Source organism: Bdellovibrio sp. BCCA (genome assembly GCF_037996825.1).
Lineage (GTDB): Bacteria > Bdellovibrionota > Bdellovibrionia > Bdellovibrionales > Bdellovibrionaceae > Bdellovibrio.
Genome location: NZ_JBBNAC010000001.1, coordinates 83,096 through 109,915, shown reverse-complemented (window position 1 = coordinate 109,915; position 26,820 = coordinate 83,096). Strand labels below are relative to the sequence as shown.

Below are 26,820 nucleotides of genomic sequence, written 5' to 3'. Positions count from 1 at the left end.
TTCGGCTCTCGGTCCGAATTACTTGACGTCAAATTGACGAGTTTTCAGAGGCCAGGCAGAATTATTTTATGAAATCATTTCTTCTTAGTTTTTTCTTCGTCGCGATTTGTGCTAGCCAGACTAATGCCCAGAACACTTATGTCAGTAACGCTGACCAAGATCTGGCTATTAAATCCATCGTTCTGGTTCCAACAACAGACAACGTCGGTGGAATTTATGCTCGCCCCGTAGAAGAAGAACTTCGCCAACTTCTTAATGAAGACAAGCAGTGGTCTCTAGCAAACTATCCTGCGGATCTCAAAATCAAATCTGAATTTTTAGATGAGCGCCCCGATGATGTTCAAAAGATTTTACAAGCAGCAAAAAGCGAAGCGGCTCTCACTTCCAAAATTTTACGGGGACCTCGCGGTATCTCTATCACACTCACTCTTTTTGTAGGTCGCGAAGGGCTGCCGCTGTTGCAGGAAGTCCTTGCGGATTTCAAAGGTTTTGAAACCGCCGAAGTGCGCGCACAAGTCAGAAAACTTTTTGAAAATCTAAAATACCGCATGCCTTTTAGAGCATCGATCCTGAGTCGTCGAGGTCAACAAGTGACTTTGAATTTGGGAAGCGCTTATGGTTTAAAACCTGATAGCCGCGTTTCTGTTGTGCAAATCATCAAGGTTAATCGCCATCCAAAATTAAATTTCATGATCAGTACTGAAAAAGAAGTTTTAGGTCGCGTGAAACTTTTTAAAGTCGAACCGTATTTAAGCTTTGGTTACGTTGAAATGGAAAAAGAACCAGGTGTCATCGCTGTTGGTTCCAAAGTCATGCCTGACGAATTTGTGAAATACTCTGTGCCTGTCACGACTCCTTCTGGAAAAGTTTTGCAGGATATTTCCACGCGCCCCGATAAAGACGTCGCTTTCGGAGAAGAACCGCAAGAGTGGCTTCCGACAATGCCTCCCCAATACGGAAAGATCGAATTGATGGCGGGCCTTTCTAACTACACACAGAATGCAAGTCTTGTGACTTCAGGTTCTGTGAGTGGCAGCACAAACCTTGCTCCAAACATCATGGTGCGTGGTGAATTGTGGCTCAATCCTGAATGGTACATGGGCATTCAACTTCGTCAGGCCGTCTTTTCGATTGATAACGGTCTTACGGGATCATCGCCAAGCAAACTCAATATGGCGATGGGGCAATATGGAGTGAATGTTGGTTACAACTTCCTTCTCACCAACGACTACTTCGGTCCTAAATTGCAAATTGGTGCAGGCTACCTCAATACCAACTTCACAATTGATGACAGCACCCCCACAGCATTCACAACAATGAAGTACGGCGGATTCGCATTAAGCATTGCCGGACAGTTTCCACTCTCTGAGGAAATCCCTGTGGATATCGGCGGGAAGCTTGATTTCTTCCTAAATCCTTCATTAAGCGAAAACAAAACAAGCGGAAGTTCTTCAGATAACAAGATCAATTCATTTAGTTTCTTCGTGGATTACAAAATGAAGACACGTTTTAAAATCCGCGGAGAGCTTTTGTTAGAAAATTACAACTCTGACTTTAGCGGCACGGGAACTCGCACGGAATCCGCATCCAGTGTCAGTCACAAGATGACAACACTGATGGGCGGCGTTCAGTACTTGTTCTAAACAGGTGCTTTGCCTTTTTTAAAACGAAATCCCATTGCAAGCAGAGCATCAAGCCACTTCACTGGAAGATGCTTTGCTAAAAACGCCTGAAAGCAAATTCCTTTTCCAATCAAATAGTAGGCTTTTGGATTTGCGGCATTCACTGCATGCAAAACCTTATCCGTAACCCAGGAAACCGGCACCGCCGACTTCGCCACATCTTCAACTGCTGACGTGAGTGCTTCAATCGCCGGACCATAGATTTTCATTTGCTCGCCCGAGATATGCTTTTTTAAATCCTGACTGTGCTCAATCGATTTTTCCCAGATCGGCGTTTTGATCGGACCTGGCTCAATTAAGATCACCTTCACACCTAAAGAGCGCATTTCACGGCGTAAAGAGTCTGTGATCGCACGCACAGCAAATTTACTAGAGCAGTAGGGTGCGAGGTAGGGTGTCGCAATACGCCCGCTGATAGAGCCGATATTCACAATGCGCCCTTGTGTTTCACGAAGACGCGGTAAAAATTTTTGCGTCATTGCCACAAGACCCAAAACGTTCACATCAAAAAGATTTTTCCATTCAAGAGACGGCAAAGATTCAATCGGTCCGCCAACAGCAACGCCAGCATTATTTACTAATATAAACTTCTTGTCAGAATTTTTAGAAGAGATTGTCTGCCATGCCGACTCGATATCGGCTGCGGAAGTCACATCAAGTTTAAGAACATTCAAAAGTGCGGGATATTTTTCTTGAAGAGCTTTCAGAGTTTCCGGTTTTCTTACGCCCGCCCAAACGGTATCTCCCCTTTGCAGAAAAGATTCAGTCAGTGCATAACCAATTCCCGAAGAAGCGCCCGTGATTAAAACCTCATTCATAGAAAACTCCCGTTTATTTAACCGTGACCCTTAGGACATCACAAAGTCGCAAACATCTGCCGCGAGATTCGTTAAGAAAAGTTCTCGATCTTTCACCGTATCTACCACATTTGGCGGAAGTGTATTCATAAATGAAAAATGACCCGCGTCCTCGATGATCCGAGTTTCAAGATGGATATGCGGCGACTCCTTCAAGATCTCAAGTTGTTGAGGTGGTGTGAATGTGTCTAAGGAGCCCGCCCAAGCCTGTATGGAAGCGTGAACATTCTCTAACGACTTTGGCGCTTGGAAAAAGCCCGTTGGCGGCGTGAAAAGCACAAGTTTTTTAATACGCTCATCGCGCGTAACTAGAAATCTCTGTCCTTCTCGCATCCACATTTGTCCCCCTGCGAGAGCCAACAACAGAGTCGCTCCAATGGAGTGACCTATTCCGATGATTGGCAGATTGGATTCACCAATAATGTTGAGCGCGCCTTGCAGAGAATTCACACGTGAGTGAAGTTCATCCAAACTGGGTCGTGACGAAGCAAGTCTTTCAAAATAGGGAGCAATGACCGTGCAGCCGCTTTCAGATAGCACCTTTAGCAAGGGAAGGTGACGTTCAGGATTTCCCCCACCACCGGCAGCGAAAAGAACTGCTCGTGAAGGAGAAGAGGCATTTAGTCGAAGAGCCTCGCCGGTCAAATTATCGATATTGAAGCTGATCTTTTCCATTGGAGTCAGCGTATTCCGAATTCAATGGACGATCATCAACTATTTCAAAATAAAAAAGCGGAAGTCCGTTAGGAACTTCCGCTTTATATTAGCTACCTCGGTTGAGGGCAGATTACATCATGCCGCCCATACCACCCATGCCGCCATGGTCTGGCATTGCAGGAGCTGCAGTTTCTTTCTTAGGAGCTTCAGCGATCATTGTTTCAGTAGTCAGCATCAAAGACGCAACAGAAGCTGCGTTCGTCAATGCACAACGAACAACTTTAACTGGATCGATAACACCGTCCTTGATCAAGTCAGTGTATTCGTCAGAGTAAGCGTTGAATCCCCAAGTAACAGATTTGTTTTGAAGGATACGATCCAAAACGATCGCGCCATCAAGACCTGCGTTCGCAGCGATTTGACGAATTGGCTCTTCGCAAGCGCGTTTGATGATCATAGCGCCGAATGCCTCTTCTTCAGAGTATTTAGTTTTATCAACTTTTTGAGAAGCGCGAAGCAAAGCAGTACCACCACCAGCTACGATGCCTTCTTCAACAGCTGCGCGAGTCGCGTTCAAAGCGTCTTCTACGCGGTGTTTTTTCTCTTTCATTTCTACTTCAGAAGGAGCACCAACGTGGATAACAGCTACGCCGCCAGCCAATTTAGCCAAACGCTCTTTTAGTTTTTCTTTGTCGTAGTCAGAAGTAGTTTCTTCGATTTGAGCTTTGATAGCAGAAACACGTGCAGTGATATCAGCTTTTTTACCAGCGCCATCGATCACTGTTGTGTTGTCTTTGTCTACAACGATGCGTTTCGCAACACCAAGATCAGCAACAGTTGCTTGTTCTAGTTTGCGGCCGATGTCTTCAGAGATCACTTTCGCGCCAGTCAAGATCGCGATGTCTTCAAGCATAGCTTTACGACGATCACCGAAGCCAGGAGCTTTAACAGCACAGATGTGAAGAGTGCCACGAAGTTTGTTCACAACTAGAGTTGCAAGTGCTTCGCCTTCAACGTCTTCAGCGATGATCAACAATTGACGACCTTGCTTAGCAACACCTTCAAGGATACCGATCATATCTTTCATTGAAGAGATTTTTTTGTCGTAAACAAGAACGTAAGCGTTCTCAAGAACTGCTTCCATTCTTTCTGCGTTAGTTACGAAGTATGGAGACAAGTAACCACGGTCGAATTGCATACCTTCTACAACTGTTACTTCTGTTTTCGCAGTTTTAGATTCTTCGATAGTGATAACGCCTTCACGGCCTACTTTATCCATAGCGTCTGCAAGCATTTGACCGATTTCTTTATCGTTGTTCGCAGAGATTGAACCAACTTGAGCAACTTCGTTAGAACCTTTAACAGGTTTAGACATTGCTTTAAGTTCGTCGATAACAGTCGCTACAGCCTTGTCGATACCGCGTTTGATGAACATTGGGTTGTGACCTGCAGAAACAAGTTTAGCACCTTCGCGGTAGATCGCTTGAGCTAGAACAGTTGCAGTTGTTGTACCGTCACCGGCTTCATCGTTGGTTTTAGAAGCAACTTCCTTAACCATTTGAGCGCCCATGTTTTCGAATTTGTTTTCCAATTCGATTTCTTTAGCAACAGTTACACCGTCTTTAGTGATAAGAGGAGAACCGAAAGATTTGTCGATAACAACGTTACGACCTTTAGGTCCCAAAGTTACTTTTACTGCGTTCGCAAGAGTGTTCACACCTTTCAAGATGTGCGCGCGAGCGTCTTCTGAGAATGTTAATACTTTAGACATAATTTACTCCGTTTTTAATTTATTAAAAAGTTAAACGCGTACTGCTTGCGTGTTAGTTGAAAACACCCAAGATGTCTTCTTCGCGCATCATCAAATATTCTGCGCCTTCAAGTTTCAACTCAGTTCCCGCATATTTGCTAAAAAGAACTTTGTCGCCAACTTTAACTTCCAACGGAAGAACTTTTCCGTCTTCAGTGATACGACCTTTACCAGTCGCAATGATTTCACCTTTTTGTGGTTTTTCTTTTGCAGTGTCTGGGATGAAAAGTCCGCCAGCGGTTTTTTCTTCTTCCGCCATTCTGCGAACAAGGATTCTGTCGTGCAATGGACGAACGCCAATTTCACTCTTAGCCATAGTGTGCCTCCGTTTAGTTATATAACAACGAAGGTAATATGAAGGTGCCCCAGAAAGAGTCAAGGTCGGGTGCCTTATTTTTCTTTAAGGCACAACTTAATGCGGCGAGTAAATGAGAATTTTCGAGGATTTATTAGATCAAAAAATTTATTTAATAGCGTCTTTACCAACGTTTGTAGCACTGACCGGAAGGTCCGCAGCGTGGGCGCCGAAAACAGAGTTTGCGTAAGCCGTCATAAGCTCTGCCACTTCCTCAGCGGAAAGCTTGCCTGCCACTTCGTTAAAAGCAGACTTCTTATCTTGAACCTTCGTCAAATAACCCACGAAATAGTCCGTCACTGAAAGATCCTTAGCGACATCCAGATCGTATTGTTCTTCACGCAACTGACGCTCTAATTTTTCAACAGATTTATCTTGAGTAGAAACGGCCTCTACCGCCGCCTTATTGGCCATATTAGGGTCCGTACCCAACGCCATTGTGCGAGATGATTTCTTCGCCGCGATTTGAGCTTTCAGAGTAGAAACTTTTCCCTCAGCAAGAACGACTTGCTCAGATTTCCATTCGCGATAGCTTTTCACCTGGGCTCCCGCTTTCATAGCAAAAGCGGTCATAGACCAAAAGGCGATAAGAGGTAAAAGTTTAAGAAAGCGCATGAGCTCCTCCAACAGACGTCCACAATTCCAGAAGGCCATATTACAAGGGTTGTGCCGCCTGCAAGATGACTCATTTGCAATATATGGGATCTGACGCATTCCCGAAGCCCAAACGTGTTACTTTGAGACAATTTTGGTTTTACACTTTATGGGGTCCAACAAGCTTTTCCCAAATTCGTCTGCTGACTAAGGCTGAGACAGTTTCTTCTCGTAAAAAGACGCTATTTTCCCTCTGACAGGGCATGGCACTTGAAGTGTTTTTGAGTATGGGAAAACAAAAAGTCATCTCGGTACTTATCTTGATTTTAGGACTGAACGCTCGCGCGGACGTGGTTCTTACCATGGGTGGCGACGTGAACTTTAACCGCAATCGTCAGGTTGTCGATCCCAACGGAGTTCTTTACGGAGACACTCTTGCCCGCTGGAACTCTTTCACGACGCAATTAAAACCATTAATTAATGGTGACATCAATTTCGCAAATATCGAGACCGTTGTGTCTTCAACAAATGACCTTAAAGACGAAGACAAAAAGTTTGCGTTTAAGAGTCATCCTAATGCCGTTCGCCATTTGATCGAACTTGGATTTAATCTTTTCAACGTCTCTAACAATCACACTTATGACTATGGCCTGCCGGGAATGCAGCAGACAGTTTATGAGATGGATAAACTCAAAGCAGAATTTCCTCGCGTGATTTACGACGGTGTCGGTTTGCGAAAGCAAGTTTTAGAGCCCAAAGTGTTTGACGTGAATGGAATTCGTTTTGCCTTTGCATCGATGTCGATTGGTGAACCTCGTTTCCGCGCCACCAATGAAAACGTCGGAATGCTTCTTATCCGCGACGACAGAGATTATAAAGAACTTGTCACGGCCTTTGCTCGCACGAAAGCTGACTATAAAATTCTTTCGATTCATTTTGGCGTTGAAGGAAAGCCTACTTTAGAAGACGGACAAAAATCTCGCTTTGAATACGCTATCCAATACGGTGGAGTGAACCTAATTATCGGTCATCACCCGCATGTGATTCGTCCTATTGAAAAATGGGGCGACCGTTTGATTTACTATAGCCTTGGAAACTATTTGATGGTGGGTTCAGCTGACATCACTAAAAAATCAGATCCAAATACGGATTGGGGAATGTTCTCTCGTCTGTATTTAGAAAGAGACCCTGCTACAGGCAAAGTAAAAGTCGATGCCGTTGAAGTGATTCCTCTGACAAACACACACAATCGCACAGCTCCCATGCCAGCAGATAAAGCCGCCGCACGAATTGGAAGTCTTAACCAACTTTCAGCGATGCAACTGCAAAACTATGCAATGCGCTTGCAACTTGATCCGGTTACAGGTCGCGGGATTTTCTGCGACAGTCAAATGACTTCGATCCGCGCCAAAACAATGTGCGCGGGTCAGTTCTCAATGAAATAAATCAGGGATTTAAAAATAAAAAAGCCAAGCTTATCAGCCTGGCTTTCTTAATCACATTTATTAGAAAATAAATGGCTCAGAAGGAGGGACTCGAACCCCCGACCCAGCGGTTAACAGCCGCTTGCTCTACCGACTGAGCTACTTCTGAACTCGGTGAAAAGCTAAATTAGGGCCTCTGCCCCCATTTTGTCAAACAGAATAATCTTAAGGAACTGCAAGCCTTTCCAGAACTTTAACCAGCCCCGGCGATGAAAACGGCATTCCCTGAACCCGAAAAATAGGGGATTGGACAGCTTTTTCCAGTGACACGGGATTTCCTGAACCGGGATATGCCTTCAACTTAAGCTTATAAACCGGAGTCTCCGCCGGATCTTGGGTAAATCCCCCAATCATCAGTTCACAAACCGCAGAAAGATCCTGCTTGGAGGTCAGGGTTTTTAAAACCTCCCCCGTTTCAGAAAAAATTTCGACCTTTGCGGTATCGCCGGGACACCAATTCAAAAGACGTTGATCGCCACCTAAAAGCAAACCGACAACGCTGCTGGGGTCACCTGCTTGGGTTTGAACTTTTGGCGACTGCAAAGCCTTGATTCCGTAAATCACGACCACAAGAGCCAATAACAACATAGAGACTTTTAAAATCAGACCTAGCTTCATGTTATTTACATTAGTGTAAAGCTCCGATGAAAGTCCAGGAATGGATCGTGAACTAGTCTCGGGACCTTACTAAATTTTTCCGAAACGACCTCCATGAAAACGGAACGCATCAGTTTGCTTATTGGGATTGTCATCTCGGGTCTTCTTACGTGCCTCACGCTCGTCTATTTTTCCTATAAAGAAACGCCGACCATTCAACGCGCTTACAGTCCTTTTTTAGAAACACTGGAGGTTTTGGATTTCCGCTTCAACGATTTGAAATACAAGTTTAAATCCGCAGAAACATCGAACGCCCCTGTCGCGATGATCGCAATTGACGATGATGCCGTTCGTGAAATCGGTCGCTGGCCATGGAGCCGTGATCAAATGGCAGAACTCACTGACAAGTTGGTCAATCTCGGTGCGAAGTCCGTTGGTTTTGATGCGATTTTTTCTGAACCCGAAAAAGCAAACCCAGGCGCTGACTTAAAATTCGGACAAGTCGTTGAAAAAAATCCGGATAAAATTATTTTGGGAGTTTTTAGTGATAACAAATTTGATTTTAAACCTTATCAAGATTTGTGTGTCGCGGAAGCTTTCTTAAAAACGGGTGGAGATCAAGTTGTGAAACTGAACCCAAGTTTCACGATGGATGAATCGACCAATGCGATTGATGAGTTAAACTGGGGACCGCTGTTTGAAACTTTGTTTGCGAATATTCAGCACAAAGAAGAAAGCGACGTGCTTCAACACCTAGGTAAAAATTCTTTGGCGGAGTTAACACCCTACCAGCAGAATTTCATGAATTCTCGAAAGTCCCAATCGTTGTTTGAATACTGTAACAAGTGGCTTACAAAAGAAGACGTGTTCTTATCTCCTGATATCGTGAACAACGTCGCGCCACTTTATTTAGGAGTGGCCAAGGAATCTAAAGAACTTAAAGACCTTAACTTTGAACAGCTCACAGCGAAAATCAAATCCTCCTTTCAACCGCATCCCATTCCTCAATACGGCGAATGGACTCCGAACATCCCGGAAATTCAAAAACCCGCCGCCTTCACGGCAAGTTTCATCGCCGAACTTGATGCTGACGGATATGTGCGCCGCTACCCTTTGTTTTTCCGTTCGGGAAATAAGTTAGGCTCTAGCTTTATTCCGTCACTCGCGCTGCAAAGTTACTTGCTATCAGGTCCCTATCGCGCGGAAATCAAAATGAAGACATCGTCGAATGGTGCAAAGTCCATTGATGAGTTTAACATCTTCGACACATCGACAGATCCCGAGAAAAAAGTTGTGACTTACCCCGTGGATAAGTCTGGGCAAATGTTGATTAACTATTATGGTCGTCAGATGTCATTCCCCTATGTTTCAGCAAAGGAACTTTTCAACGATCGCCCTACAGTGCGCGTTCGTCGCAACATCGTGGATGCCAAAACAAAGCAAATTGAAATCACCGAAAAAGAGTACAACAAGTCTGAATTCTTTAAAGGTCGCAGCGTTCTTGTAGGCGCTACAGCCGTGGGTCTTTACGACTTACGTAATACACCTGTTGAAGCAAACTACCCGGGACCTGAGTTGCATTTGACGATGCTTGCTAACTTACTTGAGAAAAATTTTTTAAAACAGTGGCCGCTAGAATCAAAGGCCATGCCCTGGATTATTTTTATTGTTGGCATCACACTTAGTATCGCATGGGCATGGATGGGTTCGTTGTCGTCCATGATTTTATTCTTGGTCGCCGTCATCGCGTTTCTTAGTTTTGATATTTGGCTCTTTATTAAAGAGCAGACCTTAGTTCACTCTTTTTTATTTTACTTCACTGTCTTTTCAGCTTTCTTCGCAATTCAGATTTTTAAATACTTCACCGAAGAAAAGAAAAAGCGCGAACTTAAATCTACGTTCTCAAAATACGTGTCTCCAGCGGTCGTTGATGAACTTCTTAAAGATGCTGCCAACTTAAAACTCGGCGGTCGTCGTGAAAGAATGACGGCGTTTTTCTCTGACGTTCGTGGATTTACGACGATTTCTGAAAAACTCACTCCTGAAGAATTATCCCGCGTTTTGAATCTGTATCTTACGCCGATGACGGACATCGTGTTTAAGAATAGCGGGACTCTTGATAAGTACATGGGTGATGCCATCATGGCTTTCTTTGGCGCGCCAGTGAAGAATAAAAATCACGCAGCTCACGCCTGCCGTTGTGCTTTGGAAAGTTTGGACAAGCTTAAAGAGTTGCAGAAAACTTTTGCCGAAAAAAATCTGCCCATGATTGATATTGGAATCGGCATCAACACAGGCGATATGAGTGTGGGCAACATGGGCTCTAATATCGTACAAAACTACACGATCATGGGTGACTCAGTGAATTTGGCCTCCCGACTTGAAGGTATTAATAAAGAGTACGGTACAAGAATTGTGATCAGCGAATTTACTTACGCCGAAGTAAAAGACAGTTTCACCGCAAGGGAAATTGATCGAGTGCGGGTCAAAGGAAAACTAGAACCCGTGCGCATTTATGAATTGCTCTGTGAGGGAAAACTCAAAGGTGAAATGGCTGAGCAAATTCGATTGTTCAGTGAAGGCTTCGAACTTTATCAAGCCAAGAAGTTTTCTGAAGCCTTAGAAATATTTAATAAAGCAAAAACGATGTCTCAAAATGATCCCGTGTCAGAACTCTACGTTGAAAGATGCCAGGATTATCTTGAGTCACCTCCGCCCTTAGACTGGGATGGAGTTTACGTTATGAAAACCAAGTAAACTCGCGTGTTAAAAAATCTTGAGAATACTTTAACTGTGAGAAATTTTATGCCGACAAGTAAGTATATGAAAAATCGCGTTTTGCTGACTGTAGCTCTTTTTACGGTGATGGGTTGTGATCGTTTAAAATTAGATGAGCAAACTAAAATCCAAATTAAACTTCCCGGCTCGGCTTCAAGCTTAAATTCCAAAGTGGATAACTCCGTTTTATCAAACACTGCGCGTCCGGTACCGACAGGAATGACAGGTGATCGTCCTATCAACTGTTATTTGGTCGCAGCCAGTGGACCTGAACCTGAGTTGCAAAGAAATATTTGTCAGCGTAAAGACGGCACGACGACTTTCGCTCCAAGAAAAATCGGCCCTTGGGTGGGAGCTGCTCCCGCTGGAAGTGCTATTGGCATTGACGTTCCTTCCGGGAAAGACCGCGTGATTTTCGTCGTGGGTTTCCACGCGACAACTGCAACTGCTTGCCGCGATTTTAAAACAAATGGTTTTCCTCTTGATTCAGAAATGTCTTCTCCTTACATCGTGGGCGAAGCAGGCAATCTTGAATTAAAGCCCGGCGAAGTGAAAGACCTTCCTTTAAATGTTTCTTTCAACGAAGCCAATCGTTTTGACGGTTGCGATGGTCCGGATTTCCCTGACGATCACAATGGCTCTGGATCAGCTCCAACAAAAATTGAAATCACCAAGGATTGGTTCCCAACTGGAAAGTTTGTGGCGGACAGTTGTCAATCCGTAGACCTTGTCCTTAAAGACAATGAAGGACGTCATGCTGTTTTCCCGGTTGCGATTGAGGTCACGCCGCAAATCACAATATCTGCAGCAACGCAGGCAATTTATTCTAACTTCCAAGATTGCCAAGCTTCTGTGAATCCGATGTCGAAGGTGACAATTCCACCATTCACAGATCGTATGCAGGTTGTCTTTAGAACGCCGTATGATCCTCAAACTGTTAACATCTCTCTTGGTAACATCATGGCGCCAAACGGTTTAACTATCGTTGGTGTGGGAGCTTATCAAAGCTTTTCTACTTCCTCTAACACCTTCGATCTTGTAGGTCCGTGGAGTGTTCTTCCTGATGTTTGTTATCCGTTCAACTTAGATCTTAGGCAAATGTCCGGAAGTCCCGGTTCAAATTACAGCGGCATGACTGTCAATGTGAGCGGCGCAACCGGTGTTTCTCTTTATTCAACCTTGGCGACTTGCCAAACAAATACTTCTTCATCCACTTCGTTTGTTTTTCCTTCTTATACAACGTCATTACCAATCTATGTGAAAATGAGTTCGGCTCTTTCCGCGGACGTTCCGTTAACGTTTACGGATACGGCAGCCACTTACGTGACTGCCACGCAGTTTGTGAGAAAAGGATACGGCACAAATGTTCCTGCGGGAGTTGAGATTCGTGGTTTCAATCAGTTAAACAGTATCAACTACTGCGCCAATCAGCCTCACGAAGTTTTCCTAGTAAACAGTTATCACACGCCGGTTATTCCGACAGCTGCGACAAATGTGAATATCAACGGAAACCTTTTAGGTCTTTATGCTAACTCAGGTGACTGCTCTTATCCTCAAAATCCTATTAGCAATGTCAGTATTCCTGCGGGTGGCTACAGTGCTCAGTTCTACATCCGCGCCACTGCTTTTGGTAACGGAGACATCGCGGCAACAGTAGCGGGATTTCCGACAAACTACTATCCGATCAAAATTGATGGACCTAGTTCTTGGAATCTTTTTAGATTGGATGCTTCCGCACCTGTTGCTAACAACACTTGTATTCCTTTGAAGGCGAAGCTTATGAACTTCTCTGGAACTGAAGCTTTCAATATCTATAAACCTTTCACCGCCAATATTTCTGGAATTCCGGGGCCTTCAACATATGATTTCTATAGCGACGCGGGTTGCACATCCCAGGCTTCTTATCTGGAAACTCCTCCTTCAGGAATTGCGGAGCGGGTTTTCTATCTAAAAGTGAATAACCAAGCTGGAGCCGACTTAACGTTCTCTGTGAACGTGACCTCAGGAGACGCAAGTCCTTCGCAGACAATTCCAATCACGGTTCAATACTAAAAAACAAAACCCACCTTCACGGTGGGTTTTTTATTTCTTATTTATCCAAGATACTTAAGGTGTAAGTGAAAAGTCCCATCACCATGAGCTTGTTGTATTTATAAAGATCCACTTCCGAATTTGCCATCGTATATTGAAGTGTCGTTGTTAAATTCCACCTTTTCGTAAGCTCTTTCGTGAGAACTCCGGTCAAAGCAAATGTTGTATCCGTGCGTGTGGTGGAAGCCTCCCCATAATTTTGGCTGCCATAATCCAAACGAACACTGCTATTGCTTCTCCAGAATGTCGGAAAACCGTAAGCTACACCCAGGCCCAAACGCTTGTAACGATAGTTTTTACCTTCCGTATTATTCACAAGATAACTCACGTCAGCCGAAATACTTTTTTCACCTTTAAGATCTAAAAGCTTCGTCGGTGTTATTGTGATTCCGTATTTGCTGCCCGTTTGATCGTCATCGGAAGTGCTAATATCCAGATACGATTTGTCTGTGAAAAATTCCAACTTTCCTGACAAATAGAGATCTCTTTTAATTGGAGTTGCAAGCGTCGTTGTTAGACCCGTTGATCTAATGATTTCCGTTCGAGTTCCACCTGTCGGACTCATATAAAGAGATTTGAGCGTCGGCAACAATTCCCAATTGAGCGAACGATCTTTCATCGCAAATTCTTTATGAAAAGGAACCGTGAACGTGAATTCCAAAGGATCCGCCGTTTGCAAAATGGCATCGCCTTGGAATTTTGTATTCGTACTATAGTAATCTGAGACGGCCAGTTGCGTTCCTAAATCAGAGGTCGGAGTTCGATACCATACTCCCAAGGCACTTGCGCCATAGTTCACACGATACGCTTGAACGTCTGTCGCAATATTGTTTACAGCCAAATTCAAAACGTTTTGATCGTAAACGGGTCCGATAAAAAATGAAAAACGATAGCGTTCGTTTTTACTCGCATAAAAGTTTTCCATGCGGTCAATCTGCTCCAGCATATCATCAGCCGCTTTATCAAGCTGTGAATCTTTGGAGTTGTCGAGGACATACTCCATACTCTTACGAGCATCCGCATATTTCTGCTTTTGGTACTCAATAGTTCCCGCAAAGAACGCCGCCGCAGGACTGATGTTCGGATCATTTTCGTCACGAACTTCATTTAATTTTTTTAGAGCTTTATCGTAGTCCTTGAGCTTTAAATGGTTGAGGGCAACAAAGTAGTCTCTTTCCGTTGTTTGCTCAGAAGAAACTTCCGCAATTGAAAGTGCCGCTAAGGATTTGTTGTAGTCATCGGTTTTATAAAGAGCCACGCCATAACGATAAAGGTAAGAGTCATTCTCTGGATCAAGCTCAGAAGCCTCTGAATAGAGTTTTTCAGCACCCTTATAGTCTTGTTTTTGATAGAGCGTGTCTGCTTGCTGAACCAATTCAAGAGCCTTTTGTTTTTTCTTCTGTTTTTCTGCAATCGAAAGTTTTTCTTGCTCCGCTAAAAGCTCAGCTCTCTTCTTTGCTTGCTGCTCCTCAATGCTGATTTGCGCTTGTTCTTGCACGCGAATTTGTTCACGTACTTGTTTTTGCATCTGCGCCACTTTTTCGGGAGAATAAACTTCAGCTTTACTTGACGTAGCGGTCGCTACTTGAGCCGCTTTAGCCCGGGCTTCCGTCTCTTTAGCTACGAACTTCGCCATTTCATCTGCGGAACTAAAAAGAAAGATTTTTTGAACATTCGTTTCTGTCGCGGCATAAGCATAATAAGGATTTTTATCTAGGCCATAAAATTCCAAAGTTCTGGGTGCCGTGTCGCCTTTAAAAAACTGAATGATAAAAAAACCGTCCCACACCTGTGGATTGGCTTTTTGTTTTCTTACGGAAATCTGCGCGATCTTTTTTGAATCCGCATCACGCACTCGAACCGGACGAATGTCGCCTTTGCCTTTAGAGTCGTGGAGTTCAATGACGATTGCCTGTGACTGCGAAATCTTCGTGTCTAAGGCAAAGGTCGGCAAGCTTGAGAATGTACAAAGCAGAAGAATCAGCGCTGTTCTCATGATGGTGGTTTTCTTGGTTCGTTGTTGTTAGTTAGTTGCCAACAGGTTGCGGTCTTACGATGACTTTCGTCTTCGGTTCAAAACGCTGCGGTGGTGGCGTAGGACCTGTGACTACATTCGGACGTGTCGTCGGTACTATTTGCGGTGGCGCTTCTGGCGCATTGTTCACGCTTGTATCTCCCGCAGTTACAAGCGATGGAGCACCAGCACCACTTGCAATCTCGCGATTCCCATCGCCTTTAGATACAGATGCCGTATCCGCATCCATTTTCTTTAGCTCTTCTTTTGACATCGACTTCGGAGCTTCTGGCGGAGCATTCGGCGCTGCACTTGTCGCTTCGCCTTTTCTCACTAAAACTGCAGATCCAACAATCTGACCTCGTGAATTCAAGGAAGCCAAAGTCACAGCTCCTTTAAATGTCACAATCGAAGTCATTTGTGTTGATGGATTATACCCGGCTAAGAATTGAGTGCCGCGAACACCGGCCACAGCCGTTGGAGTTTTAATAAGGAACTTACTTTTTTCTCCGTCATAAGTCTGCTCAACGTTGTTGCGAACTTTTCCCTCAAGAAGGTTTAGCTCCACGTTCTTTTTCCCAGACGCCGCATCGTTTTGGTATTTAGCGATCTGAATTTTTGTTTCGGGATTCACGTTGATGACGTTACGGTCTGACATCACGATTTTGGCGCGGGAGTCAGCGGCCGTAATCACAGTGTCGCCTTCATAAACCTTCACACCCACTTTGGCGTCGGAAGTACCGGTTTTAGAGTTTTGAACTTTCACGCTGCCTTTGGTGACCATAAAGACACCATACATTTGCTCGGCGAAAGCGGACGTTTGATAAAGGAAAAGACTGAGCCCTAAGACACACCACGACAAATACTGCTTTTTCATTGAATTGCACCCTCAGTCCTTAGGATACGCGAGTTCTTTTCGGCTTAAAATTGATCCGTGCAGGGTGATTTATTTTTAGACTCTAGACTGGGAAAAATAAACGGGACTTAGTTAACTTGTAATGTTCTAAAAATGGGGCGGAGTATAAAGAGATTTCTAAAATGTCTGGGAGAAAAAAATGGTGCACTCGAGAGGATTCGAACCTCTGACCACTTGATTCGTAGTCAAGTACTCTATCCAGCTGAGCTACGAGTGCACTGTGAAAGAGACGTATTGATAGACTGCGGCCACCAAAAAATCAAGCATTCTTGATAAAATTGCAAAAAGAAGACGGTCAATTCCTTGATTATGGGTCCCGGGTATGGCACTTTGGACCTCTAGTCGCTTATAACGACCGCGGGAAGGTGGGTGAGTGGCTGAAACCAAGCGTTTGCTAAACGCTCGTACACTCAAAAGGTGTACCGCGGGTTCAAATCCCGCCCTTTCCGCCATTTATTGACTTCATAAGCTCGTCCTTTACGATTAAAGGATGCCTCTTTCGCGGATGAAGTTTTCTCATAAGATTTTTCTTTCTATTTTCGGGACCGCGACAGCTTCGGCCGTTATAACGTGTCTTATTCTTAGCGGAATTTTGTCCAAAACTCGTTCTGAAGATTTTAAAGAGTCCTACGTCGATCACATGAATCTTTTGGCGCAGACTTTAGAAAATATCGAAGACTCGGAATCTCAAATTGCCCTGAATGCTGCTGAAGTTTTAAAACTGCAAGACCAGCGAGGCGAACTTAAAAACAAAGATCTTGATGAATTGGCTGTTTCTCTCGGAATTAACGATATCAATATCTACAATCAAAAAAGTATCGAGGCTTTTCCGGATTTCGATATTTCGAAATCTTCAAGCTATCAAAGCTCTTTAGTTAAAGACGCAAACTCCAACGTCGGACAACATACTCTTCTTGCGAGTGCTGATGGCAAACGCATCATTGAAACGATTATTTACTTTGATGATGCCACACGGTTGTTGCGCGAAATGATTCAACACGATGCTGATAATCTTTCCGTAGAACTTGTCGGCACTAACGATGAAAGCCTGGGTCGAATTCACCGTGAAGGCTACAACGACACTTTAGATCTTCAGCAGGTTTTAAAAATGTCCGACGGAGCACACATTGAACAAGGACGAATGCTTGTTCTGACTTCGTTAAAAGGCCACAGCAAAAAAAACTATCGTCTGGTTGCAACCATTTCGACAAAAACCTTAGATACGGAACTAAAAAAGATACGCGCGATTCTTTTTGGTGTCGCCACCATCTTAATATTACTTTCTCTGTGGTTGTCTCGTGTTCTTACTAAAACATTATTAAGAAAAATCGACGCCATTTTTAAAACTCTACAAAAGATCACGAAGACCCAAGACTACTCACAACGAGTGCCTAGCTCTGAAGAGGAATCCCGCGATGAACTAAATGAGTTGGGAAAAAATCTCAACCAAATGCTGAGCACCCTGCAGTCGCACCAAACTCAGTTGATCGAGGCCGAAAGAGATAAAGCCCGCAGCCAAATCGCCGCCCAAGTTGCCCATGACATTCGTAGCCCCTTGATGAGCATGAACATGGCGCTAAGCCAAATCGAGACCGCACAGTTAGAGCCTTTAGCCATTTTAAAAAGTGCCGTTGCCAGAGTTGCCGGCATTGTCCAAAAACTTTCCGCTAGCATTTCTAAGCAAGAAGACGTCTCTGAAGTTGAAGCGCCCAAGCTCACCTTGGTTGAACCCTTAATCACTTCTGTTTTTAATGAGCACAGCGTTCGCAAGCAAGCACATCAATCGCTTCTGCTACAAGGCCTCAGTTCCGTTCCTCAGATCTGGAGTGTTGTTCAGGTCAATGAGTTGCAGTCCGCAGTTTCAAATCTTATCAACAACGCATTTGAAGCGGGCGCGAGTGAAGTTATTCTTTCGCTTTCTTCAAACCCAAAAGAGTGGACCTTTGAAATCAAAGACAACGGCAAGGGTATTCCAGCAGATATTTTAGGAAAAATTTTTGAGCGCAGCTTTACTCACGGGAAAAAGACAGGTTCGGGCCTTGGCCTTTTCCAAGCCAAAGCCGCGATCGAATGGAGTGGCGGAACTTTGGATGTTTCCACGGTTGAAGGTTCAGGGACTACGTTCACCTTACGTATGCCGCGAGAAAAAAAGCCCGCATGGGCCCCTGCTTCTATTGAACTTGAAATGGACCAGCCTCTTGTTTTTGTGGATGACGACAAGAACGTTCTTAATGCTTGGCGAGAGAAGGCCTTGAGCATCGGACTTAAAAACACTTCTTTCTTTTCCACAACAACAGAATTTCAAAATGCTTTTCCATTGAAGTCCTGGCCAGAAAAAGCTCTATTGGTGATTGACCAGAATTTAAGTGAAAATAAAAAAGGTCTAGAGATTCTTGGTGAACTCGGTATTGGCAAAAGAGCTTACCTGTGCACATCAGACTTTGACGAAAAATGGATTCAAGATCAGATTAAAAAATTAAATGGACATCTCATTCCAAAACCGTGGATTACACAGTTTGAAATAAAAGTGAGGACGAACTAATGCGCATTCTAATTGTTGATGACGAAACCCTTGTTCGCAAAACAATGCAGTCTCAAATTCCAGCTCCTCATGTGGTGTCCTTGGCCGATTCCCTAGATGAAGCTTTGGACGTGCTTGATAAACAGCTTATTGATCTTGTTTTCACTGATCTATCCCTTGATGAATCTGAAGACCGCGTGGGTTTGCAGCTCATTCAAGAGATTTCAAAAAACTATCCTTCGACAGTCGTTGTTGCGATGACGGGTCACGATGAGGCACATCTTGTAGAAGCCTGCATGAAGGCGGGTGCTGTTGACTATCTGGTGAAGCCTTTTGACACGAAAACATTAACTCAAGTTTTACGTAAAGCTCCCGTTCTGCATCGTCTGCTAAGAAAGAACCAGACTTTAAAACATCAAGCTGGTTCTAAGCTTGTTACGCACATCAATCTTTATACGAAGTCTCCTGCGTTTAAGGCTGTAATTGAAACGGCTAAAAAAATTCGCGGCTCTGGACAGTCCGTTCTTATTCGTGGCGAAAGTGGTTCAGGCAAAGAAGTCATGGCTCAGTATTTATGGAGTCTTGAAAACGATGACTCCCGTCCCTTCATTGCCGTTAACTGCGGAGCCATTCCTTCTCACTTAGCCGAATCCGAACTTTTCGGTCATAAAAAAGGCGCTTTCACGGGCGCAACAGAAAACCGCGCTGGAAAGTTTGAGAGTGCTGATGGCGGGGACCTTTTCTTAGATGAGCTTGCAACCCTTAGCATGGATTTACAGGTCAAACTTTTGCGTGCACTCAGTAGCGGCGATATCTACCCCGTCGGTCAAGATGTCGGAAGAAAAGTAAACTGTCGCACGATTGCAGCCACGAACGAAAATCTTGAAGAACTCATCAAAGAAAAAAAGTTCCGTGAAGATTTGTTTTTTAGAATTAAGAAATTCACCGTAACTTTGCCAGCCCTTCGCGAACGTAAAGAAGATATTTTAGATTTAGCTCATGAATTTTTACGAAGCGGTAACTACCGCGAAAAATCTTTCAGTCCTAAAGCCGAAGAATTGCTACTAACCTATTCTTGGCCCGGTAATATCCGCGAATTGAAATCTGCCATTGAGGTCGCTTGCGTTTTAGTCGACGGAGATGAAATTCAACCAAGCGATCTTACGCCTCACTTGGTTCAATCAGCGCCGGTCTATGAAGAAGTTATTAAGAATAACTCCATTGCTGAGATCGACGAAAAGGCTTTGGAGGGACGTTACAGCCACGTCGTTTCTGAATTCGAATTAAAGCTGATCGATTTTGCGATGAAGAAAAAGGGCTCTGAGTCCGCAGCGGCAAGATACTTAGGAATTCCTCGCAGTACGTTGGGCGATCTACGCCGCCGCCTGCAAGGAATTAAAAAATAGACTAATAAAGTTTTGAAAGCTCCATGGAGTATTTGCCTGGAGCATATTCGCTCATGCGCTTTTCATAGAGATTCTGAAAGAATTTATCCTTCACCGCATAACTTGCATAAGGATAAATAGCAATACCACCGCGTGGAGTGAATTCTCCAACGACTTCGATGTATTTCGGTTTCATCAACTTCACAAGATCGTCACAGATCGTTTGCACGCAGTCTTCATGGAAATCGCCGTGATTGCGGAAGCTAAAGAGATAAAGCTTTAAAGACTTTGATTCCACCATTTTTTTATCAGCGATGTAGTTGATAAAGATTTTCGCAAAATCCGGCTGACGAGTTTTAGGACACAATGAAGTGAACTCCGTACAAACAAAAGTCGTCCAAGCAATTTTGCCAGGATTCTTATTGTCGAAAGCCTCAAGCACTTCGGGTGCGTAGGTCTCAGGATATTTCGTTTGGTTTTCGCCCAAAACAAAGTTTTCTAATTCTTTTGCGTCTCTGCCAGTTTTCTTTTTCATAATGGTAGTCTTTTAGTTCATCGGGTTTGGAAGATCAATGCCTACTTTTTCTTCTTCGCCTTCTTCGTTGTCGCGCTAGGCTCTCGACCAGAACAAGGTAATTCTTTTATGAGCTTCATTCCGGAATCCATATCTGGATGCAACGGGTCCGCCAGGCGCTCCTTGATGTCGTCTCTCATAAAACGAGCCGTATAGGGTTTATCTGCCGCTGTGAGATCCTGGATTTCTTTTTCACTCAGCATAGACTCGATTTTACCGCGATAAGTTTTTACCGGCGCAAACATCTTTCCTTTTAAGGTCACAGAATTTCCAAGATTCACTTCTGCAAGCTCTTCAAGGTCAGCCGAAAGGGTTAAGATCACTTCGCTCATAGAGCCTTCGTAAAGTTTTAAAACATTTTTACCGTCAACTTTGCGAATAACGCCCATGAATTCGTATTCACCACATTTAAAATCATTTTGTGCAAAAGCGTTGATAGAAACCAACGACATCCACATTGCTAACAGAGTTTTCCACATCATTTTTCTCATAAAGTAAACTTTCTGCATGGATTCGGCTTAGAAGATTTTTTCGAAAGCTCTCCGTAAAGAACATTATAAACTTCCCGCTCTACACGGGCGACGTCTTTGGCCTCAGGAAAAAGACTTTCTTGTTTCGAAAACGACGTTCTTAAGTTTTGATAACGTTTGAATTGAGGCGTATTCATAGCCGTTTTATAAACAGCTAATTCCGCACGGCCTTTTTCATCTAGCTGACCTTTTTGTTCTCTTTCAGAAAGAAGTTTATAGCCAAACTCCCAGTTCTGCACATTTCCACAAAGCTTTACACCTTGCACTTCGTGACAAACGTTTTGATTTAAGCTTTGCATCTCATCTAACATCTTTTGCATGCCTTTTCGCTTGTCTTCGTATTTTTTTACAGCCGTCTGCAGTTTGTTGATAAGGGGCTCGAGGCTGCTTTTCTGCATCCCAAGTTTCACTTTAAGATATCCGTAAATATCTCCAGAACCGATATCACGCAAATTGCTTTGCAGTTTACGATACGATATCGAGTTGGTCCCGTAACAGTTTAAACCCGCCTCGGTACTTGGACGAATCGTGCTCCGCTCTGACATCGACTCAGACAAAATTTTTGTTAGCTGATAAGCTTTTCTGCCGGCTTCAGTAGAAATTTGCGGAGCCGCGGGAACAACAGCATTCATTTCGCTGCGACCATCCAGGAAGGCACTTTCTAAGGATCTTCCCATAGTAAAGTTTCTTCCCATATAGTCGCCCGAAGTATTGTAGGCAACGGTGTCGGCGGCCGTCGAAATAACACAAGTTTTATCAGTCCCCAGATTTAACGTATTTCCTGAGTAACAAGAAAAATCCACAATCGCTAAAGAAACACCTTTTTTCTCTGCCAGATCGCGGAGCTTTGCGATTTCATCCAAATTAAAACTTGAATCCGTAGTCGCGATGCTGTGAGACGTTTGAGATTTATTTTTCTCCAAACCATGAGTGGCAATAGTGATCATCAACTGATCGCCACTTTTTAATTCACCTTTTTCGATTCGCGCTTTCAAGTTTGCGATCTCGTCAGCCATGTTCTTTGTCGTCATCGGCTGATTTTTTCCTTTAAATAATTTTTGCGCGACTGCTTCTGATTTGGCATGGCCCCCGTTAAAATAGGAACGCGCCTGCCAGCCACCACTTGAAAACATCGCAAAATTATTGTAGGCGGCATCAAAGATCGTGCTATCGCCCTTGGGCTCTCCGCCACCGCCAAAAAATACAACTTCCTTTTTTGCCGCTGCTGAAAATGAAACTAACAATACAAGGAATCCAGGGGCGATTCTCTTAATCCACATTATTAACCCCAATGTACTTCGCTAACCAATAAGCATAAAGATAATCGACGCCGGAATTTTCAACACCCTTGCTGTGAGATGTTTGATATAAGAATGCAGAATCTTTCCATACAAAATTACTGGAGAAAGCTTGCAACTCAAACACGGGATAGTTGTAAAGACCTTGATAAAAGAAATCGATGGGAGGTTCTGGTTTCTTTACGGCCTTCCAAAACAAACGAGGAATAGGGGACATACACCAATCAGGTCTTAGCGAATGATCAATGCTGACGTCCAAGTTCGGGCGAGGATATGGAATTTCACGCAAACCCCACACGGATTGCCATAAGGCTGAAACAAAACGTGTGTCACTGCTCTCTGAACGGAAATTTCCTCCGCGAGTCCCATGCTTGTAAGCAAATCCATAAGCAGCCAACGTCACAAGATGTCTTTGCGCAGGTTCATAAGTGACCCACGAGTCCATCAGGCGCTCACGTAACTGATCGCGGATTTTATTTTGTCCAAGAAGATCCGCTAGTGTGATGTCAGTGATATCGCCAACAACGCCAAGGTTGATTCCACTCCAATCCGCAGATCCGTGCCAATAGAAAGTAGTATCGAAACTATAGCCCGATACTTTTACTTTAAAGCTGCTATAAGATTTTACGTATTGATCTTTGAAGCCTTGGTCACCAGTGATGTAGGCCGCTAATCCGTAAGCCGCGGGACGATTCTGAGGTTTCTCCTGCATCACGCGAAGATCAATCAACTTCCGTGATTTATCGCGAAGCTCATTCCAAATTTCAGTATCAGACTTTGGAATCACCAGACTTGCCCAAAGAAATCCATGCGTGATTCCTTTAACCATGTCGTTGTTACCGCCCTCAAGCCAAATAAGATTTTCGTATTTTCCTGTACCACGATGCCACTTTTCTGGAATCGGATTTTTAGGATCATAGGCCGCCAGAGTTCTTGCAAACTCTTGAGGATTTCCCGTGATATCCAAAAGGGTAATAAGACCTTTCACGGATTTACGTACGTTTTGTAAAGCCGTATTGTCTTTTGTTGTGAGATAGCGCATCGCTTGTGAGCCTACATACATTCCCGTCCACAAGGCAGCGTCGCCATCGTACTGGTAGGAAATCAAATGACCATTGTCACCTAAGATTGCGTGAGAAAGCATTCCCGCTTCATTGATATGAAAATCACGGGCATTTTTATCAAAGCCATTTGCTTTTTCAGCCAAGGTCGGAGAGTAAGCGTTTCGTTTTACGACTGACTCCGTAATGCTGATGTCATCCGTAATTTTATTTACGACACGAATGATATCTTTGTTGGTGCGATAAAATTCAAAATCTGTCGGATCAAAAACAATGTAAGGATGTTCGTCTTTAAATTCAGGACGATCCTTATAGGACTTCACAAGAGGATCTTTATCATATCCAATCTTCATCTTGAAAAGATTGATAACGCCTCTCACAGCTAAAGGAATGCGCGGGCCTTTGGCGTCGAGATTTTTCCTTTCGTTCACCCAAAGAGGTTTTGCTTCAAGATCTCTTCTTGTCGTAATCCACTCTGAATAATTAGAAACTTTTTTGTCAGCAAACTGGGTTGCCAATCCTGCAGGCGAGGCCACAAACCGAGAAATCACAGTCACGGGATTTCTGAAATCAGACGGTTCTCTTTTTTGATTTCCTAAACGAGTGATGAAATCACCCTGACGAATTTCATAAGTGATTGTGACAGAGTCACCTGTGGCAACGGCTTTTCCTGTCCAGATCTCTTGAACTTTTAAACCGTCGAAAAAATAATTAATGTAAGTGACAGCGCGAACGACATTGAATGTGCCATCGTTAGAACGACGAAGTTCTAGTTCGCCGTTATAAGGTCCGCGCGTGGAAGAGGTTCCTTGTAAAAACCAAATACCCTCCATACCACCATTGGCTTGCAAAGAGGCAACGTCACGGGGAATAAGTTTTTCTTTATGAGTGCATGAATTTAGAAGAAAAACGCTCAAAAATAAAAAGAGGAATGAACTCATTAATTTCATTCCTCTATTGTCTCTAAGAAGCCCTAAGGCTTGGAGTCCTGAAAGGTCAACCTCGCCCTTAGTACGGCACTTTATCGGTCTTGTTTTGCCATTCTTTGAAAACGTCCAATGCTTCTTCGTGTGCGCATTGAATCATAGGAACCTTGCGGTCTTTAATTTCTTTTGGAATCTCTTGATAAAGGAAATCATCATCGAAATCGATGTCGGCGGCATCTTTGCGAGTATTGCCGAAATAAATCTTACTAATGCGTGCCCAGTAGATCGCTGAAAGGCACATAGGGCAAGGCTCACAGCTCGTGTAAATTTCCGCACCTTCAAGGCTGAAGTTCTTTGCGTTTTCACAAGCATTACGGATGGCAACAACCTCTGCATGAGCCGTTGGATCATTGGAGGAGGTGACTTTATTCCAACCTTCTCCAATCACTTTACCATCTTTGACGATAACAGCGCCAAATGGACCTCCAGCGCCCGCCTGCATATTCTTTCTGGAGAGCTCAATGGCTCTGATCATGAATTCCTTTTTCATAAGGTGCACATAGTGGCGGGACTCGAGCTAATAGTCAACTCTTCGGCTACAAGCCCCGCTCGTGTTTAACGCCTTATTACCATCCAACGCTTGAGTTTCCGCGCGCTATAATGGTTTTAAAGATTATTGGATCTTAAAATTTCTTTAATCGTAGCGCAGTACTCCTTAACATCGTCCGTTCTAAGATCGACAACTCTGCCTTGGGATTCTGCTTTGCAAGACACACCTTCGTATTTTGGAAACATACGATCACAAGCATCGCGAACTTCAATAGCGCGATTTACGATCAATTCTGCGTTATCGGGAAGTGTTTCCTGAGCCAGCTTGAGGGAGCGCATTGCCCGAAGAAAACTGTTACTGACGTCGATAATTTCATCTGTACAGCGCCCGTCCGCTGTAACAACTCCACCATTAACTCCTTCATCTGAATTCTTTTTTCCCGCACATGCTGAAAGAGCCGACATAAGAACGATTGATAAAATAAGCTTTGTATTTTTCATATTGAACCTCCTGATTGGTTTCGGAAGGCCCATAGAGCAAGGGTTTAGCCAGGGCGTGCCTGCCCGTATGCTGGATATATTAGATCTGAGGAGTATTTGATCTCGAACTCCGGATCGGTTCTAAGATTACGGATTTAAGATTTGGGATCTAGCCAGGCAAGACTGCCAGATTCATAAAATGTTCGATCTAAGAGTTCTTTGGCATCCACCCATCCGTCGTCGTTACTACTTTGCCACGATTCACCCCAAGAGTTTTGAATCTGAAGGGCATCGTAACATTGATTTTTGCTATTGCAGACGCGACGGTAACCCTTGATGACGACGGCGTGGCCTTCGCCAGAAGGTTCTCCATTTTTCATAATTTTCCCACAGGCATCGGTAGACTTAACTTCCAATGGCGTTTGCGTGCAAAATCCAATACTAATGGGTCGTTTTCGACCAAGCACTTCTTTAATTTTTGAAATAGTTTGTTGATAGTTTGATGTTTGATTTTTATCCGGATACGCATTCATTTTCCAATTTCCCTTTAGAGAAATTTGGTTTTTAAAATCCCAACAGTCGTCTGGAATAAGTATCTTATCTAAAAATTTTGAATAGCTGTCTTCAGCGAATGCTTTCAATATTTCTTGGTTACTAGCTTTGAGATTAAAATCTTTTTTTATGTCGTTCGCTGTAGTCGTGGCATATTCAAGTGCACATTGAGCACATTCTTTTTGTTTTCTCTTGTACGCTTCATACATGTTTTTAAATTTCTGCCACATTTCTAACTCGCTTTTTTGCGCTTTAGCTGGATCGGTAATCTTTGAGACAACTTGATCAAATGGTGCACACGACTCACGCACGATGGCTTGTGCGCGGAAACCCGCATTGTAAATAGCAAATGCAGCGGACCCACCCTCGTTTAGACCTTCATAATTGAATCGATCTGAACTATCGGTGTCTTCAGGCAAATCCTGGGAATATCTAGCCATGTCCAGAGGTGAAGCTTTATTTGTATTAGGAACACTTGAACAATCCTGTACCTTATTAGCAACACAATTTGCCTCATCAATGAGAGTGCTCGCAACGAATGAGTAACAAATACCGATACTATCCTGACTTCTTACTTTGGGCATGTTAGTGACTTGTAACTGCGTCTCTGTTTTCGGTTTGTATTCATTTGAAAATGTATTTAAGCCAAATGCGCCGAAAGCGTTCATGGAGAAGAAAGTAATAAGTAAAAGTGCTTCACACTTAGACACAAAATTTCCTTTATTTGTGGTGCTTGTTATACAAAGACCAAGCATCAATCATTGAACCATCCGCAAAAATGCAATAATCAAACTCACGCTTCTTTTCATCCATAAGAATTCGATTATTAGCGCCCATTTCCAAACAATATCTAGCGGCGGGATTCCCAAGAGCGGGACCTGTTAAATCGGTCTTACTTTTTTTAGATGTCGCATCCCAAGCCTGACACGACGGCTTCCCGGACTTTATGCAGTTTTTTGAGATCTTAAACTCTTGCAGATCTATGACAGAAACCGTCTCGTACTTTTTTTTCTCGCTAGAATACATTTCTAGTTTCAGAGACGCTGCTGATACATCGAAAGAATATGCCAGAACAGTACTTACCATGATTAATGATAGCTTCATGTTTA

At 43.7% G+C, this 26,820-nt stretch carries 22 protein-coding genes and 3 tRNA genes; 7 read left to right on the top strand and 18 right to left on the bottom strand.

The window, feature by feature from the left end:
* Positions 1 to 68: 68 nt before the first annotated feature.
* Positions 69 to 1,643 carry a hypothetical protein gene (locus AAAA78_RS00530; RefSeq protein WP_340589751.1) on the top strand — a complete coding sequence of 525 codons (1,575 nt, stop codon included), beginning with the start codon at positions 69 to 71 and terminating at the stop codon, positions 1,641 to 1,643.
* Here the strand turns inward: AAAA78_RS00530 and AAAA78_RS00525 are convergent.
* The 5 genes from AAAA78_RS00525 to AAAA78_RS00505 all read right to left on the bottom strand — a co-directional run bounded on the left by AAAA78_RS00525 (position 1,640) and on the right by AAAA78_RS00505 (position 5,976).
* A complete protein-coding gene (locus AAAA78_RS00525) occupies positions 1,640 to 2,500 on the bottom strand; it encodes an SDR family oxidoreductase (RefSeq protein WP_340589750.1) in 861 nt (286 codons plus the stop codon). The genes AAAA78_RS00530 and AAAA78_RS00525 overlap by 4 nt on opposite strands.
* Before the next feature lie 30 nt (positions 2,501 to 2,530).
* Positions 2,531 to 3,214, bottom strand: a complete 684-nt coding sequence (locus AAAA78_RS00520) for a hypothetical protein (protein WP_340589749.1) — start codon at positions 3,212 to 3,214, stop codon at positions 2,531 to 2,533.
* A 112-nt stretch (positions 3,215 to 3,326) separates the two neighbouring features.
* Entirely contained in the window at positions 3,327 to 4,967 is a 1,641-nt protein-coding gene (groL, locus tag AAAA78_RS00515; protein ID WP_340589748.1) for a chaperonin GroEL, read from the bottom strand.
* 52 nt (positions 4,968 to 5,019) lie between these two features.
* Positions 5,020 to 5,322 (bottom strand): co-chaperone GroES, encoded by a 303-nt coding sequence (gene groES / locus AAAA78_RS00510; RefSeq protein WP_277576325.1) that lies wholly within the window; start codon positions 5,320 to 5,322, stop codon positions 5,020 to 5,022.
* A 147-nt stretch (positions 5,323 to 5,469) separates the two neighbouring features.
* Positions 5,470 to 5,976 (bottom strand): hypothetical protein, encoded by a 507-nt coding sequence (locus AAAA78_RS00505; RefSeq protein ID WP_340589745.1) that lies wholly within the window; start codon positions 5,974 to 5,976, stop codon positions 5,470 to 5,472.
* Between the two features lie 266 nt (positions 5,977 to 6,242).
* Here AAAA78_RS00505 and AAAA78_RS00500 point away from each other — a divergent pair, with 266 nt between their 5' ends.
* Positions 6,243 to 7,400, top strand: coding sequence for a CapA family protein (locus AAAA78_RS00500; RefSeq protein WP_340589743.1), 1,158 nt, complete (start codon positions 6,243 to 6,245; stop codon positions 7,398 to 7,400).
* 72 nt (positions 7,401 to 7,472) lie between these two features.
* Here the strand turns inward: AAAA78_RS00500 and AAAA78_RS00495 are convergent.
* Positions 7,473 to 7,548, bottom strand: a tRNA-Asn gene (locus tag AAAA78_RS00495).
* 56 nt (positions 7,549 to 7,604) lie between these two features.
* Entirely contained in the window at positions 7,605 to 8,057 is a 453-nt protein-coding gene (locus AAAA78_RS00490) for a hypothetical protein (protein WP_340589742.1), read from the bottom strand.
* Between the two features lie 93 nt (positions 8,058 to 8,150).
* On the opposite strand from AAAA78_RS00490, the gene AAAA78_RS00485 reads away from it, so the two are divergent.
* Together AAAA78_RS00485 and AAAA78_RS00480 are read left to right on the top strand one after the other, a co-directional pair.
* The gene (locus AAAA78_RS00485; RefSeq protein WP_340589740.1) at positions 8,151 to 10,793 is read left to right on the top strand and encodes an adenylate/guanylate cyclase domain-containing protein; all 2,643 of its coding nucleotides are present in this window, start codon (positions 8,151 to 8,153) and stop codon (positions 10,791 to 10,793) included.
* Positions 10,794 to 10,829: 36 nt separating this feature from the next.
* Positions 10,830 to 12,866: a hypothetical protein gene (locus AAAA78_RS00480; RefSeq protein ID WP_340589738.1), complete on the top strand. Its 2,037-nt coding sequence runs from the start codon at positions 10,830 to 10,832 to the stop codon at positions 12,864 to 12,866.
* Between the two features lie 37 nt (positions 12,867 to 12,903).
* On the opposite strand, the gene AAAA78_RS00475 is transcribed toward AAAA78_RS00480, so the two are convergent.
* The 3 genes from AAAA78_RS00475 to AAAA78_RS00465 all read right to left on the bottom strand — a co-directional run bounded on the left by AAAA78_RS00475 (position 12,904) and on the right by AAAA78_RS00465 (position 16,052).
* Entirely contained in the window at positions 12,904 to 14,901 is a 1,998-nt protein-coding gene (locus tag AAAA78_RS00475; protein ID WP_340589736.1) for a tetratricopeptide repeat protein, read from the bottom strand.
* A 31-nt stretch (positions 14,902 to 14,932) separates the two neighbouring features.
* A complete protein-coding gene (locus AAAA78_RS00470; RefSeq protein ID WP_340589734.1) occupies positions 14,933 to 15,796 on the bottom strand; it encodes a FecR family protein in 864 nt (287 codons plus the stop codon).
* Positions 15,797 to 15,975: 179 nt separating this feature from the next.
* Positions 15,976 to 16,052, bottom strand: a tRNA-Arg gene (locus AAAA78_RS00465).
* A gap of 142 nt (positions 16,053 to 16,194) precedes the next feature.
* On the opposite strand from AAAA78_RS00465, the gene AAAA78_RS00460 reads away from it, so the two are divergent.
* From AAAA78_RS00460 to AAAA78_RS00450, 3 genes are all read left to right on the top strand, one after another.
* Positions 16,195 to 16,287, top strand: a tRNA-Ser gene (locus AAAA78_RS00460).
* Positions 16,288 to 16,340: 53 nt separating this feature from the next.
* Entirely contained in the window at positions 16,341 to 18,377 is a 2,037-nt protein-coding gene (locus AAAA78_RS00455; protein ID WP_340589732.1) for a sensor histidine kinase, read from the top strand.
* On the top strand, positions 18,377 to 19,762 hold the full coding sequence (locus AAAA78_RS00450; RefSeq protein ID WP_340589731.1) for a sigma-54-dependent transcriptional regulator: 1,386 nt from the start codon (positions 18,377 to 18,379) through the stop codon (positions 19,760 to 19,762). The genes AAAA78_RS00455 and AAAA78_RS00450 overlap by 1 nt, the downstream gene beginning before the upstream one ends.
* A 1-nt stretch (position 19,763) precedes the next feature.
* Here the strand turns inward: AAAA78_RS00450 and queF are convergent, their stop codons facing one another.
* The 8 genes from queF to AAAA78_RS00410 all read right to left on the bottom strand — a co-directional run bounded on the left by queF (position 19,764) and on the right by AAAA78_RS00410 (position 26,815).
* A complete protein-coding gene (queF, locus tag AAAA78_RS00445) occupies positions 19,764 to 20,276 on the bottom strand; it encodes a preQ(1) synthase (RefSeq protein WP_295900362.1) in 513 nt (170 codons plus the stop codon).
* Positions 20,277 to 20,317: 41 nt separating this feature from the next.
* Positions 20,318 to 20,806, bottom strand: a complete 489-nt coding sequence (locus AAAA78_RS00440; protein WP_340589729.1) for a hypothetical protein — start codon at positions 20,804 to 20,806, stop codon at positions 20,318 to 20,320.
* Positions 20,803 to 22,125, bottom strand: a complete 1,323-nt coding sequence (locus tag AAAA78_RS00435; protein ID WP_340589728.1) for a hypothetical protein — start codon at positions 22,123 to 22,125, stop codon at positions 20,803 to 20,805. The genes AAAA78_RS00440 and AAAA78_RS00435 overlap by 4 nt, the downstream gene beginning before the upstream one ends.
* Positions 22,115 to 24,154, bottom strand: a complete 2,040-nt coding sequence (locus tag AAAA78_RS00430) for a hypothetical protein (RefSeq protein WP_340589727.1) — start codon at positions 24,152 to 24,154, stop codon at positions 22,115 to 22,117. The genes AAAA78_RS00435 and AAAA78_RS00430 overlap by 11 nt, the downstream gene beginning before the upstream one ends.
* A 58-nt stretch (positions 24,155 to 24,212) precedes the next feature.
* Entirely contained in the window at positions 24,213 to 24,680 is a 468-nt protein-coding gene (locus AAAA78_RS00425; RefSeq protein ID WP_340589726.1) for a nucleoside deaminase, read from the bottom strand.
* Positions 24,681 to 24,796: 116 nt separating this feature from the next.
* Positions 24,797 to 25,180, bottom strand: a complete 384-nt coding sequence (locus tag AAAA78_RS00420; RefSeq protein WP_340589725.1) for a hypothetical protein — start codon at positions 25,178 to 25,180, stop codon at positions 24,797 to 24,799.
* Between the two features lie 134 nt (positions 25,181 to 25,314).
* Entirely contained in the window at positions 25,315 to 26,421 is a 1,107-nt protein-coding gene (locus AAAA78_RS00415) for a hypothetical protein (protein ID WP_340589724.1), read from the bottom strand.
* A gap of 10 nt (positions 26,422 to 26,431) precedes the next feature.
* Positions 26,432 to 26,815: a DUF333 domain-containing protein gene (locus tag AAAA78_RS00410; RefSeq protein ID WP_340589723.1), complete on the bottom strand. Its 384-nt coding sequence runs from the start codon at positions 26,813 to 26,815 to the stop codon at positions 26,432 to 26,434.
* Between the last annotated feature and the right edge of the window lie 5 nt (positions 26,816 to 26,820).